The 16,185-nt window shown below is 68.2% G+C and carries 15 protein-coding genes; 12 read left to right on the top strand and 3 right to left on the bottom strand.

Annotation, left to right across the window (positions count from 1 at the left end):
* Nucleotides 1-9: 9 nt before the first annotated feature.
* The gene (locus ABS88_RS12080) at nt 10-474 is read right to left on the bottom strand and encodes an Lrp/AsnC family transcriptional regulator (protein ID WP_067107621.1); all 465 of its coding nucleotides are present in this window, start codon (nt 472-474) and stop codon (nt 10-12) included.
* Nucleotides 475-599: 125 nt separating this feature from the next.
* Here ABS88_RS12080 and ABS88_RS12085 point away from each other — a divergent pair, with 125 nt between their 5' ends.
* Nucleotides 600-1,655 (top strand): Leu/Phe/Val dehydrogenase, encoded by a 1,056-nt coding sequence (locus ABS88_RS12085; RefSeq protein ID WP_076077995.1) that lies wholly within the window; start codon nt 600-602, stop codon nt 1,653-1,655.
* Entirely contained in the window at nt 1,656-1,937 is a 282-nt protein-coding gene (locus ABS88_RS12090; protein ID WP_067107624.1) for an ACT-like domain-containing protein, read from the top strand.
* 12 nt (nt 1,938-1,949) lie between these two features.
* On the opposite strand, the gene ABS88_RS12095 is transcribed toward ABS88_RS12090, so the two are convergent.
* Nucleotides 1,950-3,194, bottom strand: a complete 1,245-nt coding sequence (locus ABS88_RS12095; protein WP_158682253.1) for a glycosyltransferase family 87 protein — start codon at nt 3,192-3,194, stop codon at nt 1,950-1,952.
* A gap of 171 nt (nt 3,195-3,365) precedes the next feature.
* Between ABS88_RS12095 and ABS88_RS12100 the strand changes: the two genes are divergently transcribed.
* From ABS88_RS12100 to ABS88_RS12110, 3 genes are read left to right on the top strand one after another with little or no spacing between them, the layout of a single operon-like run.
* Nucleotides 3,366-4,283 (top strand): SDR family NAD(P)-dependent oxidoreductase, encoded by a 918-nt coding sequence (locus ABS88_RS12100; protein WP_076076154.1) that lies wholly within the window; start codon nt 3,366-3,368, stop codon nt 4,281-4,283.
* Nucleotides 4,284-4,295: 12 nt separating this feature from the next.
* The gene (locus tag ABS88_RS12105) at nt 4,296-5,147 is read left to right on the top strand and encodes an HTD2 family dehydratase (RefSeq protein WP_076076156.1); all 852 of its coding nucleotides are present in this window, start codon (nt 4,296-4,298) and stop codon (nt 5,145-5,147) included.
* Between the two features lie 19 nt (nt 5,148-5,166).
* Entirely contained in the window at nt 5,167-6,360 is a 1,194-nt protein-coding gene (locus ABS88_RS12110) for an acyl-CoA dehydrogenase family protein (protein WP_076076159.1), read from the top strand.
* Here the strand turns inward: ABS88_RS12110 and ABS88_RS12115 are convergent.
* Entirely contained in the window at nt 6,354-7,091 is a 738-nt protein-coding gene (locus tag ABS88_RS12115) for a helix-turn-helix domain-containing protein (RefSeq protein WP_076077998.1), read from the bottom strand. The two genes, ABS88_RS12110 and ABS88_RS12115, sit on opposite strands and share 7 nt — an antisense overlap.
* Nucleotides 7,092-7,294: 203 nt before the next feature.
* Here ABS88_RS12115 and ABS88_RS12120 point away from each other — a divergent pair, with 203 nt between their 5' ends.
* The 7 genes from ABS88_RS12120 (at nt 7,295) to ABS88_RS12150 (ending at nt 16,173) form a co-directional block, all read left to right on the top strand.
* Nucleotides 7,295-8,464 carry an acyl-CoA dehydrogenase family protein gene (locus ABS88_RS12120; protein ID WP_076076162.1) on the top strand — a complete coding sequence of 390 codons (1,170 nt, stop codon included), beginning with the start codon at nt 7,295-7,297 and terminating at the stop codon, nt 8,462-8,464.
* Nucleotides 8,465-8,499: 35 nt separating this feature from the next.
* Nucleotides 8,500-9,696, top strand: a complete 1,197-nt coding sequence (locus ABS88_RS12125) for a CoA transferase (RefSeq protein ID WP_104959769.1) — start codon at nt 8,500-8,502, stop codon at nt 9,694-9,696.
* An 80-nt stretch (nt 9,697-9,776) separates the two neighbouring features.
* Nucleotides 9,777-10,991 (top strand): acetyl-CoA C-acetyltransferase, encoded by a 1,215-nt coding sequence (locus ABS88_RS12130; protein ID WP_104959770.1) that lies wholly within the window; start codon nt 9,777-9,779, stop codon nt 10,989-10,991.
* Between the two features lie 2 nt (nt 10,992-10,993).
* Nucleotides 10,994-12,583, top strand: coding sequence for an acyl-CoA dehydrogenase family protein (locus tag ABS88_RS12135; RefSeq protein ID WP_286749876.1), 1,590 nt, complete (start codon nt 10,994-10,996; stop codon nt 12,581-12,583).
* A gap of 539 nt (nt 12,584-13,122) precedes the next feature.
* Nucleotides 13,123-13,506, top strand: coding sequence for a DMT family transporter (locus ABS88_RS12140; protein ID WP_076076173.1), 384 nt, complete (start codon nt 13,123-13,125; stop codon nt 13,504-13,506).
* The gene (locus tag ABS88_RS12145; protein ID WP_076076175.1) at nt 13,503-14,753 is read left to right on the top strand and encodes a hypothetical protein; all 1,251 of its coding nucleotides are present in this window, start codon (nt 13,503-13,505) and stop codon (nt 14,751-14,753) included. The genes ABS88_RS12140 and ABS88_RS12145 overlap by 4 nt, the downstream gene beginning before the upstream one ends.
* A complete protein-coding gene (locus ABS88_RS12150; protein ID WP_067108857.1) occupies nt 14,740-16,173 on the top strand; it encodes a UbiA family prenyltransferase in 1,434 nt (477 codons plus the stop codon). The genes ABS88_RS12145 and ABS88_RS12150 overlap by 14 nt, the downstream gene beginning before the upstream one ends.
* The last annotated feature ends 12 nt before the right edge of the window (nt 16,174-16,185 follow it).

Consider the following 16,185-nt stretch of genomic DNA (forward strand, 5'->3'; position numbering starts at 1 on the left):
GCGGGCGGGTCAGCCGAGCGGCAATTCGGTCGTCGACTTGATTTCCGATAGCGCGACGGTCGAGTTGATTTCCTGCACCCCCGGCAGCTTGCTGAGCTGGTCGAAGAAGAAGCGCTCATAGGCGTCGATGTCCTTCGCGACGACGCGCAGCATGAAGTCCATCGACCCCATCAGCACATAGGCGTCGAGCACTTCCGGAAAGGACCGGATCGCCGCGCTGAATTCGTCGAGGTTGGCGCGGCCGTGCGCGTTGAGCTTCACCTGCGCGAAAACATGCGCGTTGAGCCCGACCCGGCGCCGGTCGACGATCGCGACGCGCTTGCGGATGAAGCCGTCGCGTTCGAGCCGGTCGATGCGGCGCCAGCAGGGCGACACCGACAGCCCGACGCGCTCGGCGATCTCGGCCGTCGTCTGGTTGGCATCGCGCTGCAATTCGCGGAGGATTTTTATCTCGAATGGGTCAAGGTCGGTCATTTATTCCTCATAAACAGATTTATCCGGCAATAATATCCCATAATCGTACCAGCGCCCTTGAAAAGCGAGCAAGATTGTTCGCCTCGCGGATGCGATGATCGGGCATCATTTCGAGGAGCAAGATGATGGTTGCCCGCCCTGCCCGCCTGACGCCCCCGGTCGAATGCGTTCGCCTGTACGATGCCGAAGCGCAGCTCGACGGCGTGATCGCCATCCATTCGACCGCGCTCGGGCCGGGTGCCGGAGGCTGCCGCTTCTGGAGCTATCCCGACGCCGACAGCGCACTCGCCGACGCGCTGCGCCTCGCCGAGGGGATGAGCTACAAGAATGCGCTCGCCGATCTGCCCTTCGGCGGCGCCAAGGCGGTGCTACGGAAACCCGCGGGCGATTACGACCGCGCGGCGCTGTTCCGCGCCTTCGGCCGCGTGGTCGAGGGACTGGGCGGGCTCTATGTCACCGCCGAGGATGTCGGGACCACGGTCGCCGACATGCAGGAGATCGCGGGCGTGACGCGCCATGTCGCGGGGCTGCCGCCCGCGAAGGGACGCGCCGGTGGCGATCCGTCGCCATGGACCGCGCGCGGCGTGTTCGAATCGATGCAGGCGGCGGCGGGCTTCGCGCTGGGGCGCGACCTGGCCGGGCTGACCGTCGCGGTGCAGGGCACCGGCCATGTCGGCGCCGAGCTCTGTCGCCACCTGGCCGATGCGGGCGCGAAGCTGGTCATCGCCGATCCCGACCCGGTGCGGCGCGACCGGCTGCGCGCGATCCTCGATGCGCAAGTGGTCGGGGTCGACGAGATCGCGACGGTCGAGGCCGACGTCTTCGCGCCCTGCGCGCTCGGCGGCGCGCTGGCCCGCGACACGGTCGCGGCGCTCAAGGCGCGGCTGGTGTGCGGCGCCGCGAACAATCAGCTGGCGACGCCCGATGTCGCGGACCTGCTGCACGAACGCGGCGTCGCCTATGTTCCCGACTATGTCGCCAATGCGGGCGGGATCATCAGCGTGTCGGCCGAATATCTGGGCGAAGGCCCGGCCGAGGTCGCCGAACGCGTCGCCGCCATCGCCCCGCGCGTCGCGGCGCTGCTCGAACGCGCGGCGCGCGAGGCGCGTTCGCCCGCGCTCGTCGCCGACGAAATGGCCGAAGAGGTGATCGCCGACGCGCAGCGGCGGGCGGCGGCCTGAATGCACCGCTTTCGGATCGAGGCGCTCGCCGACCCGCAGTCGCTGCCGCGCGTCGCCGGTTTCTTCGCGCAGCGCGCGATCGTGCCGACCAGCCTGTCGGCCTCGCTCGATCGCGGCTGGATGCGGATCGAGGTGGCGGTGGCGAACCTTGCCGCGCAGCAGGCGGCGATCCTCGCCGCCAAGCTGGGCGAGACGGCGGCGATCGCGGCGGTGGAACTGGAGGATTCGGGCGGCGCGATGCCGGCGATTCCGGTCGGCGCGCCGGCGTCGGTCGCCGTTTAACGGTCGGGTGCGTCAGGCCGGACGCGCGGCCTTGCCCTCCCGGCCCAGCTGGCGCCAGCTGATCGCCAGCAGCACGAGCGCGGCGACCGCATAGCGCGCGTAGAAGAGCTGCGCCGCCCAGCCGGGCAGCATCTCTGCGATCGCCAGCCGGTGATAGCCCGGCGGGAGCAGCGCCAGATAGCAGAGCCCGATCGCGACGGCTTCGCCCCACCCCTCGCCGGCCTCGATGCGGGCGAGCGACACGCGGCAGAGCTGGACGAACAGCGGAAACAGCAGGACATAGGTGTGTCCCCACCCCAGCGGCGCGACGAGGCAGGCGATGGCGGGCGCCCAGCTCGCGACGGTCAGGGCCGGCGCGCCGGTTCTCCGCACCCGCAGCATGATCGCCGTCATCGCCCCCAGCATCGCCAGGACGACACCGCCGCGCAGCCAGCCCGGCAGCGGCGCGGTCTGGTAGGACAGAGAATAGACTTCGAGCGGAAGATCGAGCCGCGTGACGATGGCGGCGATCGACTGGTTGTCGATATGGACGATCGCGCGGCCCGACATGGCAGGAAGCTGGGTCTGGAAATAGTCCAGATAGAGGGCGGGCGGCACCTTGACGAGCGCCACGAGCGGAATGCCGACGGCGGCGATGACGAACCCGGTCAGCATCGGGCGCCACTGCGGCCGGCAGAAAAGCCAGAACAGCATCAGAACCGGATAAATCTTGATCCAGCAGCCGGCGGCGATCAGCGCGCCGGCCAGCTTCGGCCAGCCGCGGCTGTCGAGCCAGACCGCCGCGACGCACAGGAACAGGATGATCGTGCCGACCTGTCCCTGCCGAACGGCGAGCATCGCGCCGGTCGAGGTGGCCAGCGCCACGATCACGAGCGCCGCGAGCCAATCGCGCCGCAGGCCCAGCGCCTCGCGCGTCAGGCTCAGCCACATCAGGCAGGACAGCACGCCGCATCCGACGATCACGGCGCTGGCGATCGCAAAGCCCTGTTCGACCGACCCGAGGAGCAGCGGCAGGAACAGCAGGGCGGCGGGCGGCGGATACAGATAGCCCTGCAGGCTCTCCCGCGCGTCGGGCGCATACAGGGTCGCGGGATCGGCGAGCAGCCGCCGCACGCTGTCGTAGAAAATCCGGTAATCGCTGCCGACATGCCCGTGCAGGCTCATCGCTTCGACGCCGTGAAGCAGCAGCAGAAGCGGCAGAAGCGCGGCGAGCGCCCATCGCAATCGAAGCGAAGAACGGGAATCGCTGGAAACCATGGTCCTGACGCTCCTGGGCTGCATTCCCGTAACCGATTGGCGCCAGTTCCTAGGCGACAAGTCTTGCGATATCCTTGATCGCCCTTCGCGCGCGGCGCGATCACGCGCTCTGGTCCCGGCGCCGAAAATCGCTATCAAGCGGCGCAACGCGGATTCACGGGGAGAGACGAAGTGAGCGGATGCCTCGAAGGGAAAGTCGTCGCGATCACCGGCGCGGGGCGCGGGATCGGCCGCGAGCTGGCGCTGCACTGCGCGGCGCAGGGCGCGGCCGTCGTCGTCAACGACCCCGGAGTCGCGCAGGCGGGCGACGGCGGCGACGCCGCCCCGGCCGAAACCACCGCCAACGATATCATAGCGTCGGGCGGCAAGGCGGCGGCCAATTTCGGCAACGTTGCCGACCCGAAGGAGGCCGCGAGCATCGTCGAGGATGCCGTCGCGCGCTTCGGCCGCATCGACGCGGTCGTGAACAATGCCGGCATCCTGCGCGACACCATCTGGCACAAGATGAGCTATGAGGACTGGAAAAGCGTCATCGACGTCAACCTGACCGGCGTCTTCAACGTTTCGAAGGCCGCGACGCCCCATTTTCGCGAGCAGCAGTCGGGCAGCTTCATCCATTTCACCTCGACCAGCGGCCTGATCGGCAACATCGGCCAGGCCAATTATTCGGCGGCGAAGCTGGGCGTCGTCGCGCTGTCGCAGTCGATCGCGCTCGACATGGCGCGCGTCGGCGTACGGTCGAACTGCATCGCGCCCTTCGCGTGGAGCCGGATGACATCGTCGATCCCCGCCGAAACCCCCGAGCAGCAGGAGCGCGTCCGGCGGATGCAGGAAATGTCGGCGGACAAGATTGCCCCGCTCGTCGCCTACCTTGCCTCCGATCTGTCGCGCGATGTCACCAATCAGATCTTCAGCGTGCGCAAGAACGAGATCCTCCTGTTTTCGAAGCCGCGCCCGGTGCGCTCGATGGTGAAGCTCGATGGCTGGACGGCGGAAACGATCGCCGACGAACTGATCCCCGCCTTTCGTCCCGCCTTCGCGCGCGCCGACGAGGTGTCGGCGCATGTCTTTCCCTATGACCCGGTCTGACGGAGGCGCCGCATGAGCGAATGGCAGGGCTGGATCGGGCGCGAGGAAGAACGGCGCGACCGGGTCGACGCGTCGGCGCTGGCGCGGTGGCTCGCGACGCTCGACCGCGGGCCGACGTCCGACGGCGCGGTGCCGCAGGGGTTCCACTGGTGCCTCGGCCTGCCCGATGCGCCGACCGCGCAGCTCGGCAATGACGGCCATCCGCGACGCGACGAGAGCGAAGACAGCTTCATGCCGCCCGCGCCGCTGCCGCGCCGCATGTGGGCGTCGAGCGAGGTCGAATTCCTGCGCCCGCTGCGCGTCGGAGAGACGATTGCGCGCCGCTCGCGCATCGCCGCGATCGCCGAAAAGCAGGGCGGATCGGGCAAGCTGCTGTTCGTCACGATCGAACATCGGACGCACGCCGGCAATACGCTCGCGCTGCGCGAGACGCAATCGATCGTGTTTCGCGAAGCGGCGTCCCCCGATGCGCCGCTGTCCCCGCCCGCGCCCTGCGCGGCGGGCTTCGACCCGGCAGCATGGGATGCCCATCGCCCGATGACCCCGAACGAGCCGCTGCTTTTCCGCTATTCTGCGCTGACCTTCAACAGCCACCGCATCCATTACGATCTGCCCTATGCGCGCGATGCGGAGCGTTATCGCGGGCTGGTCGTCCACGGCCCGCTCACCGCGACTTTGCTCCTCGACCTCGCGCAGCGCCAGTTCGGCGACAATGCCCTGACCCGCTTCGCCTTTCGCGGCCTGTCGCCGGCGATCTGCGGCGAGCCGCTGCACCTCGTGCTGCGCGGCGGCGGCGACGCGATCGAGCTGGGCGCCTTTGCCGGCGACGGCCGACAGATCATGAGCGGCACCGCCGCGACCTGACCCAGCGATAGGACCGATCATGCACTTCAGCCCCTATGATGCCGAGCATTTTCCCGAAATCCGCGAGGGCGTGCGCCGCCTGTGCGCCGAGTTTCCGGGCGAATATTGGCGCGAACTCGATGCGAAGCGCGAATATCCGACGGCGTTCGTCAAGGCGCTGACCGACGCGGGCTATCTGTCGGTCCTGATCCCGGAGGAATATGGCGGATCGGGACTGGGCCTGTCGGCGGCGGTCGCGATCCTCGAGACGATTCAGGCCGAAGGCTGCAACGGCGGCGCCTGCCACGCGCAGATGTATACGATGGGGACGATCCTGCGCCACGGCTCCGAAGAGCAGAAGCGTACCTATCTGCCGAAGATCGCGACCGGCGAACTGCGCCTGCAGGCCTTCGGCGTCACCGAGCCGACGAGCGGCACCGACACCACCGCCCTGCGCACCGTGGCGGTCCGTGAGCCTGCCCCGTCGAAGGACGGGGGCGACGATTATGTCGTCAACGGCCAGAAGATTTGGACCAGCCGCGCCGAGCACAGCGACCTGATGCTGCTGCTCGCACGCACCACGCCCCGCGACCGGGCCGCGAAGAAAACCGACGGCCTTTCGACCTTCATCGTCGACATGAAGGCGGCGCTCGCCGACGGTTCGCTGACGATCCGGCCGATCCGCACGATGATGAACCATGCGACGACCGAGATTTTCTTCGACAACATGCGCATCCCGGCGGCCAACCTGCTGGGAGAAGAGGGGAAAGGCTTTCGCTACATCCTGTCGGGCATGAATGCCGAGCGCGTGCTGATCGCCGCCGAATGCGTCGGCGACGCCAAATGGTTCACGAAGAAATCGGCCGATTATGCGAACGAACGCCACGTCTTCGGCCGCGCCATCGGCCAGAATCAGGGCATCGCCTTCCCGATCGCGCGTGCCTATGCCAACATGCGCGCGGCCGAACTGATGGTGCACGAAGCGGCCCGGCTCTACGAAGCCGGACAGCCGAACGGCGCCGAGGCGAACATGGCGAAGATGCTCGCCGCCGATGCGTCGAGCGAGGCGGGCAATGTCTGCATCCAGACGCACGGCGGCTTCGGTTTCGCCGAGGAATATGACGTCGAGCGCAAGTTCCGCGAGACGCGCCTCTATCAGGTCGCGCCGATCTCGACCAACCTGATCCTCTCCTTCCTCGCCGAGCATGTCCTCGGCCTGCCGCGGAGCTATTGATCGGCGACGAGCCGCGCGCGAAGCTGCCCAAGCGCGGCGGCGAGCTGCGCGACCTCCGCCTCCCCGTGTGACCCCGCAACGATCGAGGCCGACAGGCAGAAGCCGGGCGCCACGTCGGCGATGCCGACCGCGACCGTCCATATCCCGCGATGCGCGAAACCGCGGTCGATCGCATAGCCCCGCGCCGCCGCCTCGCGCACCTGCGCGGCATAGACATCGAACGGCAGATCGGCCTGCCAGCGCACGGGCGCATAGCGGCGCGCGAGTTCGGTATCGTCGACGCGCTGCGCCGCCGCCAGCGCCCGGCCCGCCGCGCCGCCGCCGAGCGGCTGGCGCTGCGCATCGGCGAACCGCAGCCGCATGACGGCGTCGCTTTCGGCGTGCGCGACGAGTTGCAGCCGCTCGCGCGAGGCCATTTTCCACAGCCCGACCGCGGCGTCGCCCTGCTGCGCCAATCTTGCCATCAGCGGCCGCGCGCGATCGATCAACGAGCGTCCCGCCCGGTCGCGCAATCCCTCGAAACCGTCCCATGGCCCCGCCAGCCGATAGCGCTTGCCGCCGGCGCCGCGCACGATGGCCCCTTCGGCCACCAGCGTGTTCAGCAGGTTGAAACAGCTCGACGGGCTGAGGTCGAGCGCGCGCCCGATCTCCGACAGCGTCAGGCCATCGCCATCGGCGAGCAGCCGCAGGATGGCAAAGGCTTGTGCGACGGACCGGACCGGCTGGCTCATCCCTCCTTCATATTTTTCCTGATGATGAAAAGCAAATTCCATTTATTGAAAAATGCCGAGGAACATCCTAGCCCACGCTCGAAGCGATTCGGCCCGCAACGCGCGGCGCCGAGGTGCGAAAAATCATTGCCATCGCGCGGTGGGCGGACAAGGATCGATCAGGACTTTTCCGCAAACGCGGGCGACAAGAAGGGACCGAAGGGATGCAGAACCTCGGAATGGACGCCGACGTCTTCGAACAGTTCATCGAACAGCTCGACCGCTATGTCCGCGAGCGCCTTCTCCCCGCCGAGAGGGAGATCATCGAGACCGACTGCATCCCCGACGACATCCTATCCGAAATGCGCGACATGGGGTTGTTCGGCCTGACCATCCCCGAGGAGTTCGGCGGTGCGGGGATGAATGTCAGCCAGTATATCCGCACCATCCATACGCTGTCCTATGCGATGCCGGCGTTCCGTTCGATCATCTCGATCAACATCGGCATGTTCACCTCGGCGCTCAAGAATGGCGGGACCGACGCGCAGAAGGCCGAATGGCTGCCGCGCGTCGCATCGGGCGAAATCGCCTGCTTCGGCCTGACCGAACCGGGATCGGGATCGGACTCGGCGGGGCTCCAGACCAGCGCTGCGCAGACCGACAACGGCTGGGTGCTGAATGGCACCAAGCGGTACATCACGAATTCGCCCTTTGCGACGGTCGGGCTGATCATGGCGCGGACGAGCAAGGAGAATCTGCCCAAGAACGCCCATGTCTCCGCCTTCATCGTGCCGATGGACGCGCCGGGCGTGTCGATCGGCAAGTCGGACAAGAAGATGGGCCAGGCGGGCAGCCATATCGCCGACATCGTGATGGACGACGTCCGCGTCGGCGGCGAGGCGCTGCTTGGCGGCGAACTCGGCAAGGGCTTTGCCTATGCGATGATGAGCCTCGACAACGGCCGCATGTCGGTCGGCGCCGCCGCCACCGCCTATGCCCGCCGCGCGCTCGACAGCGCGGTCCGCTATGCGACCGAGCGCAAGGCGTTCGGCGAGCCGATCGCGAACTTCCAGCTCATCCAGCAGATGCTCGCGCAGAGCGAGATCGACATCTATGCCGCCGAATGCATGATGGAGGACGTCACCCGCCGCGCCGACGCGGGCGAGAATGTCCTGCGCAAGGCCGCGGCGTTCAAGGTCTTTGCCAGCGAGATGTGCGGCCGCGTCGTCGACGCCTGCGTCCAGGTCTATGGCGGGGCGGGCTATCTGGCCGAATATGACGCCGAGCGCTTCTTCCGCGACGCGCGCATCTATCGCATCTACGAAGGGACGACGCAGATCCTTCAGCTTCAGATCGCCAAGCATATGCTGCGCGAGTTCCATGCGAATGGATAAGCCCGCCACGATCGAGGCCCCGGAGGGAGCGGCCCATGTATAACCTCCTCCCCGGCCTCTCCGTCATCGAGGCGTCGTCCTTCGTCGCCTCGCCCACCGCGGGCCTGTATCTCGCCCAGTTCGGGGCCGAGGTGATCCGCGTCGACCAGATCGGCGGCGGTCCCGATTTCCGGCGCTGGCCGGTCACGGAAAACAACGATTCGCTCTATTGGGAAAATCTCAATCGCGCGAAGAAGTCGGTCGCGCTCGACCTCGGCCGGCCCGAGGGGCGCGAACTGCTGCAGGCGCTGGTGCGCGCGACGGGGCAGTTCGTCACCAATTTCCCGGTCAAGGGCTTCCTGTCGCACGACCTGCTGGCCGAAGGGCGTCCCGACCTCATCACCATCCGTGTGATGGGCTGGGCCGACGGGTCGCCCGCGCTCGACTATACGGTGAACAACAGCGTCGGCTATCCGATGCTCACCGGTGCGGGGCCGGAGCCGGTCAACCATGTCCTGCCCGCGTGGGACCTGCTCACGGGCGCCTATGCCGCCTTCGCGCTGCTCGCCGCGGTCCAGCGGCGCGCCGCAACCGGCGACGGCGGCGAGGTGCGCCTGCCGCTGTCCGACGTCGCGATCGGCACCGTCGCCAACATGGGCGGCATCGCCGAGGTGCTCTATAGCGGAGCGAACCGGCCGCGGCTGGGCAACGCCGTCTATGGCCTGTTTGGCCGCGATTTCACGACACGCGACGGGCAGCGGACGATGATCGTCGTCGTCACGCCGCGCCAATGGGCGAATCTGATCGCGGCGCTCGACCTCGGCGATGCCGTCGCGGCGGTCGAGGCGGTGCGCGGCGTGTCCTTCGCGAAGGATGACGGGCTGCGCTTCACGCACCGCGACGCGCTCTATCCGCTGTTCGAGCGGGCGATCGCGCGCCGCGACCACGCCGACCTCGCCGCCGCCTTCGACGCGGGCGGGATCGTCCATTCGCCCTATCGCACGATGCTCGACGCCGCGAACGACCCGGCGCTGGTGGCGGACAACCCGATCTTCGCGGACGCGGCCAATCCGAGCGGCTTCGCCTATCCCGCCGCGGGCGCCTTCGCGACCATCCCGCAGGCCGACCGCCAGCCGCCCCGCCCCGCCCCGCGCAACGGCGAGCATTCGGAAGAGGTGCTGGCCGCCCGCCTGTCGCTGTCGTCGGGCGAGATCGCCCGGCTAATCGACGCCAGGATTGTCGGCATTGGTTGAGATATCCCTTTCTTCCGTCACCCCGGACTTGATCCGGGGTGACGATCCAATTCAATACCAGAAACATACCGGAGAATGACATGACCCTGCGCCGCGCCGCCATCGTCGCCCCGATCCGCACCGCCGTCGGCAAGTTCGGCGGCAGTCTGTCGTCGGTTACCGCCGGAGAGCTGGGCGCCGTCATCCTGAAGGCGCTGATCGACCGCACGAAGATCGACCCCGCACGCGTCGACGATGTCGTCTTTTCGCAGGGCTATGGCAATGGCGAGGCGCCGAGCATCGGGCATTGGTCGTGGCTTGCCGCGGGCCTGCCGCTCGAAGTGCCGGGCTATCAGCTCGACCGCCGCTGCGGCTCGGGCCTGCAGGCGGTCGTCAACGCCGCGATGATGGTGCAGACGGGCATGTCCGACATCGTCGTCGCGGGCGGCGTCGAATCGATGTCGAACGTCGAGCATTACACGACCGACATTCGCAAGGGCGTACGCGCGGGCAATCTGACGCTGCACGACCGGCTGACGCGCGGGCGCGTGATGTCGCAGCCGGTCGAGCGCTTCGGCGTCATCACCGGAATGATCGAGACCGCCGAGAATCTGGCAAAGGATTACAACATCACCCGCGAGCAGGCCGACGCCTACGCCGTGCGCAGCCACCAGCGCGCCGCGGCGGCGTGGGACAAGGGTCTGTTCGACGACGAACTCGTCCCGGTCAGCGTGCCGCAGAAGAAGGGCGACCCGGTCGTCTTCGCGCACGACGAAGGCTATCGCGCCGACGCGAGCATGGAGACGCTGGGCAAGCTGCGCGCGCTGGAAGGCGGCGTCGTCACCGCGGGCAACGCCAGCCAGCAGAATGATGCCGCCGCCGCATGCCTCGTCGTCGCCGAAGACAAGCTGGACGAACTCGGCCTCGAACCCATTGCCTGGTTCCATAGCTGGGCGGCGGCGGGATGCGACCCGAGCCGCATGGGCATCGGACCGGTGCCCGCGGTCGAGCGGCTGTTCGCGCGCAATGGGCTCGGCTGGGACGACATCGACCTCGTCGAACTCAACGAAGCCTTCGCGCCGCAGGTGCTCGCGGTGCTCAAGGGCTGGGGCTGGTCCGACGACGACAGCCGCAACGAGATACTCAACGTCAACGGATCGGGCATCTCGCTCGGCCACCCGATCGGCGCGACCGGCGGGCGCATCCTCGCCAATCTGACGCGCGAACTGGTGCGCCGCGACGGCCGTTACGGGCTGGAGACGATGTGCATCGGCGGCGGCCAGGGCATCGCTGCGATCTTCGAGCGCGCGGCCTGACCATGGAGCTCCGCCCGGCTCTGGCGGCGGCGCAAGCCTATCGCGCGACGGCGCAAGGGGCGCTGGCCGCACGGCTGGCGGCAAACCCGATCGACGCCGAGCAGCGCGCAGCGCACGGCTTCGCATGGGTCGCGACGACGGTCGCCGCGCTGGAAGCCGTGCTCGACTGGCTCGAGGCCGGAAGGGGCGACAACCCGCTCGACGCGCAGGTCGCGACGCTGGCCTTCGCCGAAAGCATCGGCCAGCTCGCCGGCGGGCTGCCGATGGGGCAGAATGAAATCTTCCGCCCGGCCGACCTCGGAATCGGCGCGGCCGCCCGGACGCTCGCCGATGCCTGCGCCGATCTGCTCGACGCCGACCATGCCGCAATGCGCGCCGCTGTCGCTGCCGCGCTCGCCGAGGGTCACTGGCCGAGCGAGACGCTGCACGACGCCGACCTCGACGCGATCCGCGACCAGTATCGCCGCTTTACCGAAACGGAGATCATCCCCCACGCGCATGGCTGGCACCTCGCCAACGCCCTGATCCCCGACGCCACGGTTCAGGCGATGGCAGACCTCGGCACCTTTGGCGTTTGCATAGCGGAAGAATTCGGCGGCCTCGGCCTCGGCAAGCTCGTCATGTGCATCATCACCGAGGAGCTGTCGCGCGGCTGGATCGGCGCGGGGTCGCTCGGCACGCGGTCGGAGATCGCGGGCGAACTGATCGCGATGGGCGGCACCGACGCGCAAAAGGCCGAATGGCTGCCGAAGATCGCCAGCGGCGAGATACTGCCGACGGCGGTGTTCACCGAACCCGACACCGGCTCCGACCTCGGCGCGCTCCAGACGCGCGCGCGGCGGGTCGGCGACGGCTGGGTGATCGACGGCGCGAAAAACTGGATCACCCACGCCGCGCGCTCGGACCTGATGACGCTGCTCGCGCGCACCGTTCCCGACGCCAAGGGCTATGCGGGCCTGTCGATGCTGCTGGTTCCCAAGCCGCGCGGGACCGAGGCCGATCCCTTTCCGGCCGAAGGGATGAGCGGCAGCGAGATCGAGGTGCTCGGCTATCGCGGGATGCGTGAATATGCGCTGCAGTTCGACGCGATGCAGGCCCCCGCCGACGCGCTGCTCGGCGGCGAGGAAGGGCAAGGCTTCAAGCAGCTCATGCGCACCTTCGAGGGCGCGCGCATCCAGACCGCGGCGCGCGCGGTCGGGGTGGCGCGACGCGCGCTCGAACTCGGGCTCGCCTATGCGCTCGCCCGCAAGCAGTTCGGCAGGGCGATCGTCCATTTTCCGCGCGTCGCCGACAAGCTGGCGATGAGCCTCGTCGATTTCGTCGCCGCGCGCGAGTTGAGCTACGCCGCCGCACGCGCCAAGGACTCGGGCAAGCGCTGCGACATCGAGGCGGGAATGGCAAAGCTGCTCGGCGCGCGCGCCGCCTGGTCGAACGCCGACGCGGCGCTGCAAATCCACGGCGGCAACGGCTACGCGCTCGAATATGAGATCAGCCGCGTGCTGTGCGACGCGCGCATCCTCAATATCTTCGAGGGTGCGGCCGAGATTCAGGCGCAGGTCATCGCGCGCGGGCTGACCGCCGGGCGGAACTAGATCGCATTCGTTTTCAGAGCATGGTGATTTTGGATAGACCCGCTTCGTCATTGCGAGCGGAGCGAAGCCATCCAGGGCGGTCTGCGCACGCTCTGGATTGCCGCGCGGCTTCGCCGCTCGCAATGACGATCATTCGATGTCACGCTCTAAATGAACCTCGATACTCCCGCGAAGGCGGGAGTCCAGAGCGGCGAAAAGCCCGCGTCGGCATATGAACGCTCGGGGTCCCCGCCTGCGCGGGGACACAAGAACATTCAAACGGCATATTTCGGCTTCCTCGTCACCCGGACTTGATCGGCATATATAGCCTTCAGGCAAGTCAGGAGCTGCTCCCCGGCGAAAGCCGGGGGCCAGATGGCACAGCGCTGCTTCGCATGGACCCCGGCTTTCGCCGGGGAACGGTGACTTGGCGAAAAGGTATAATTGCCGACTTGATCCGGGGTGACGATACAGGAACACGCGCCATCGCCCCGTCGCACATCGTCATGGATTACCGCGATTTAAGGGTAATTTTACAGCTCGCGGGCTAGAGGGGCGCGATGAATGCCACCCTCTCCCCTCCGCTGCTGCTGCTCATCCTGACCAGCGTCGGCATGTCGGCGCTCGCCCAGATGCTGCTCAAGCTGGGGGTGCAGGGCGCACGAGCCACGCGGACCCTGTCCGAAACCATGCTGGCCTATGCCAGTTCGCCCTATCTGATCGCGGGCTTCGCGCTCTATGGCCTCGGCGCGGTGCTGTGGCTGTTCGTCCTCGCGCGCCTGCCGCTGAGCGTCGCCTATCCCTTCGTGGGGCTGGGTTTCATCTTCACGATGCTGATCGGTGCGATGGCCTTTCACGAACATCTGTCGCTCACGCGCATCGCCGGTACGCTGTTGATCGCGCTCGGCTGCGTCCTCGTCGCGCAGAGCGCTGGCGGTTCATGATCGGGGCGGCCGCCGCCTGGATCGAAGCCCATTATCGCGGACTGGTCGCAACGCTGATCGCCGCGACGGTCGGCGTGCGCCTGCTCGCCTGGTTCGCGATCGGCGAGCCGCTCGGCAACGACGGTCTCGCCTATTTCCGCATGGCGGAAGCGATGGCGGGCGGGCATTGGCCGGTCGATCAATGGGGGCAGCACGCCTTCTATTCGATCGGCTATCCGGCGGTGCTGACTCCTTTCTTCGCGCTGTTCGGCGCGAGCGTCGGGACCGCGATCGCCGCGAATCTGGCGCTAGCGGCGGTGAGCGCGGCGCTGCTGGTGCTGCTCGCGCGCGAAATCGCGATGCGGCCGCCCTTGATCCTCCTGCTCCTGCTGGTTCATGCCCTGTGGATCCCCGGCATCTGGAACAGCGCGATGCTGGCGCGCGAGAATCTGTCGACGCCGCTCTTCCTGCTCGTCCTGCTCGCGTCTTGGCGGATGCTACGCGGCGGCGGCAGCAAGACCGCGCTGCTCGCGGGCGTCGCCTATGGCGCGGCGATTCTGACCGGGGGGTCCGCACTGCCGCTGATTGTCGCGCCGCTGCTCGCGCTGCTGTGGACGGGGGAGCAGCGGATACGTCGCGGCCTGCTGGTCGGGGCCGGCGCGCTGGCCCTGCTCATCCCCTGGGCCGCCGCCGCCACGGCCATGGTCGGCGCACCGACGCTCAACACCAACGGCGGCTTCAACCTCTATCTCGGCAACAATCCCGCGGCGACGGGCGCCTTCGTCAGCATCGCGGACACCCCGGCAGGCCCCGAGTGGGGGGAGATGCGCCAGCGGCTCGGCGAGCGCGGGGCGAGCGCCGAACTCGGCGCGCGCGCCATCGCCTATGCCGGCGCGCATCCCGCGCGAACCGCGAGTCTCGGCCTCACCAAGCTCGCGCTGTTCTGGGCGCCGAACGTCCCCGACGCCGCCGATTTCGCACAGTCGCGCGCGGTGGCGACGGCGCGCTTCGTCGAGGTCGCGCAATATCTGCTTATCCTCGGCTTTGCGCTGTTCGGCCTGCTCGCCGGCGGAGGAACACCGCGGCAGCGCTGGATCGTCGCGGCGGCGATCGCCGGTTTCTGGGCGCTGCACGCCACCACCTATGTCATCACCCGCTATCGCGACCCGGCGATCCCCGCGCTGATGCTGTTCGCGGTCGTCGGCTGGGGCATCGCCTGGGACCGGCTGCGCGCCCGCCCGAAGGAGGCGCTCGATGCCGCCGCATGATCCCGCCGAGCCGGCCAAGGTCGCCCTGATCGTCGATCTCGACCGGACGCTGACCCGCGCCGATGTCGCAGTCGAATCGCTCGTGCGCCTGATGCGGCGCAGCCCGATGCTGTTCTGGCAATTGCTGCTCGCGCTGCTGTGGGGCCGCGCCGCACTCAAGACGCGCCTCGCCCGGCTCGATCCGGTCGATCCGGCGCTGTTGCCGCTGCGCGCCGAGGTCGTCGACCTGATCGGCGAAGCGCGCCGCGACGGCCGCCCGGTCATCCTCGCCAGCGCCGCGCACCGACGCAATGTCGGCCGCGTCGCGCGCCATCTGGGACTGTTCGACCGCTATCTGGGATCGAGCCGCCGCCGCAACCTGAAGAGCGCCGGAAAGCTGCGCGCGATCCGCGCCGCGATCGGCGACGCACCCTTCGACTATGTCGGCGATTCGACCGCCGACCGCGCGATCTGGCGCGAGGCGCGGCACGCCTACACGGTGGGCGTGCCGACCCGCTCGGCGAACGAGCAGCGCGTCGGCCCGCCCCCCAGGAGCCCGTTTCGCGCGCTGGTGAAGGCGATCCGCCCGCATCAATGGGCGAAGAATGCGCTGGTCTTCGTGCCGCTCGCTACCTCGGGCCATATTCTCGATTTCGTCGCGCTGGGGCAGGCGGCGCTCGCCTTCGTCAGCCTGTCGGTGATCGCGTCGAGCGTCTATCTGCTCAACGACCTGCTCGACATCGACGCCGACCGGCGTCACACACGCAAGCGCTCGCGCCCCCTCGCGGCGGGCGATCTCGGCATTCCACTGGCGCTCGCGATCAGCGGCGCGGCCGCGATCCTGGGCCTTGCCATCGGCTGGTTTCTGCTCGGCCCCGCGACCTTCGCCGCGCTCGCGGCCTATTTCGCGCTGACGCTCGCCTACAGCTTCCGGCTCAAGTCGGCGATGATCGCCGACGTGCTCGCGCTCGCCTCGCTCTACACGATCCGCATGATCGTCGGCGCCGCCGCGATCGCGGTCGCCCCGTCGATGTGGCTGCTGATCTTCTCGATCTTCTTCTTCCTCAGCCTCGGCTATCTCAAGCGCTATGTCGAGCTCGACGAAAGCCGCAACGAGCGGCACCAGCTGTTGTCGGGACGCGGCTATGTGCCGTCGGACAAGATGTTCGTCGCGATGGGCGGCGTCGCGTCGGGCATGGTGTCGCTGCTCGTCCTGCTGCTGTTCGCCGCCGAAAAGGGCGAAGGCGGCGAATATGCGCATCCGGCACTGCTGTGGCTGCTCGTCATCCCGCTGCTCTATTGGCTCAACCGCATCTGGATGATGGCGGGGCGCGGCCAGGTCGACGGCGATCCCGTCGCCTTCGCGCTGCGCGACCGGCGCAGCATCGTCGTCGGCGCGCTGCTCGCGGTCATCGTCGTCGCCGCCAAATATGGCGGCTGACGACGACCCTCG

The organism is Sphingopyxis sp. SCN 67-31 (assembly GCF_001725095.1).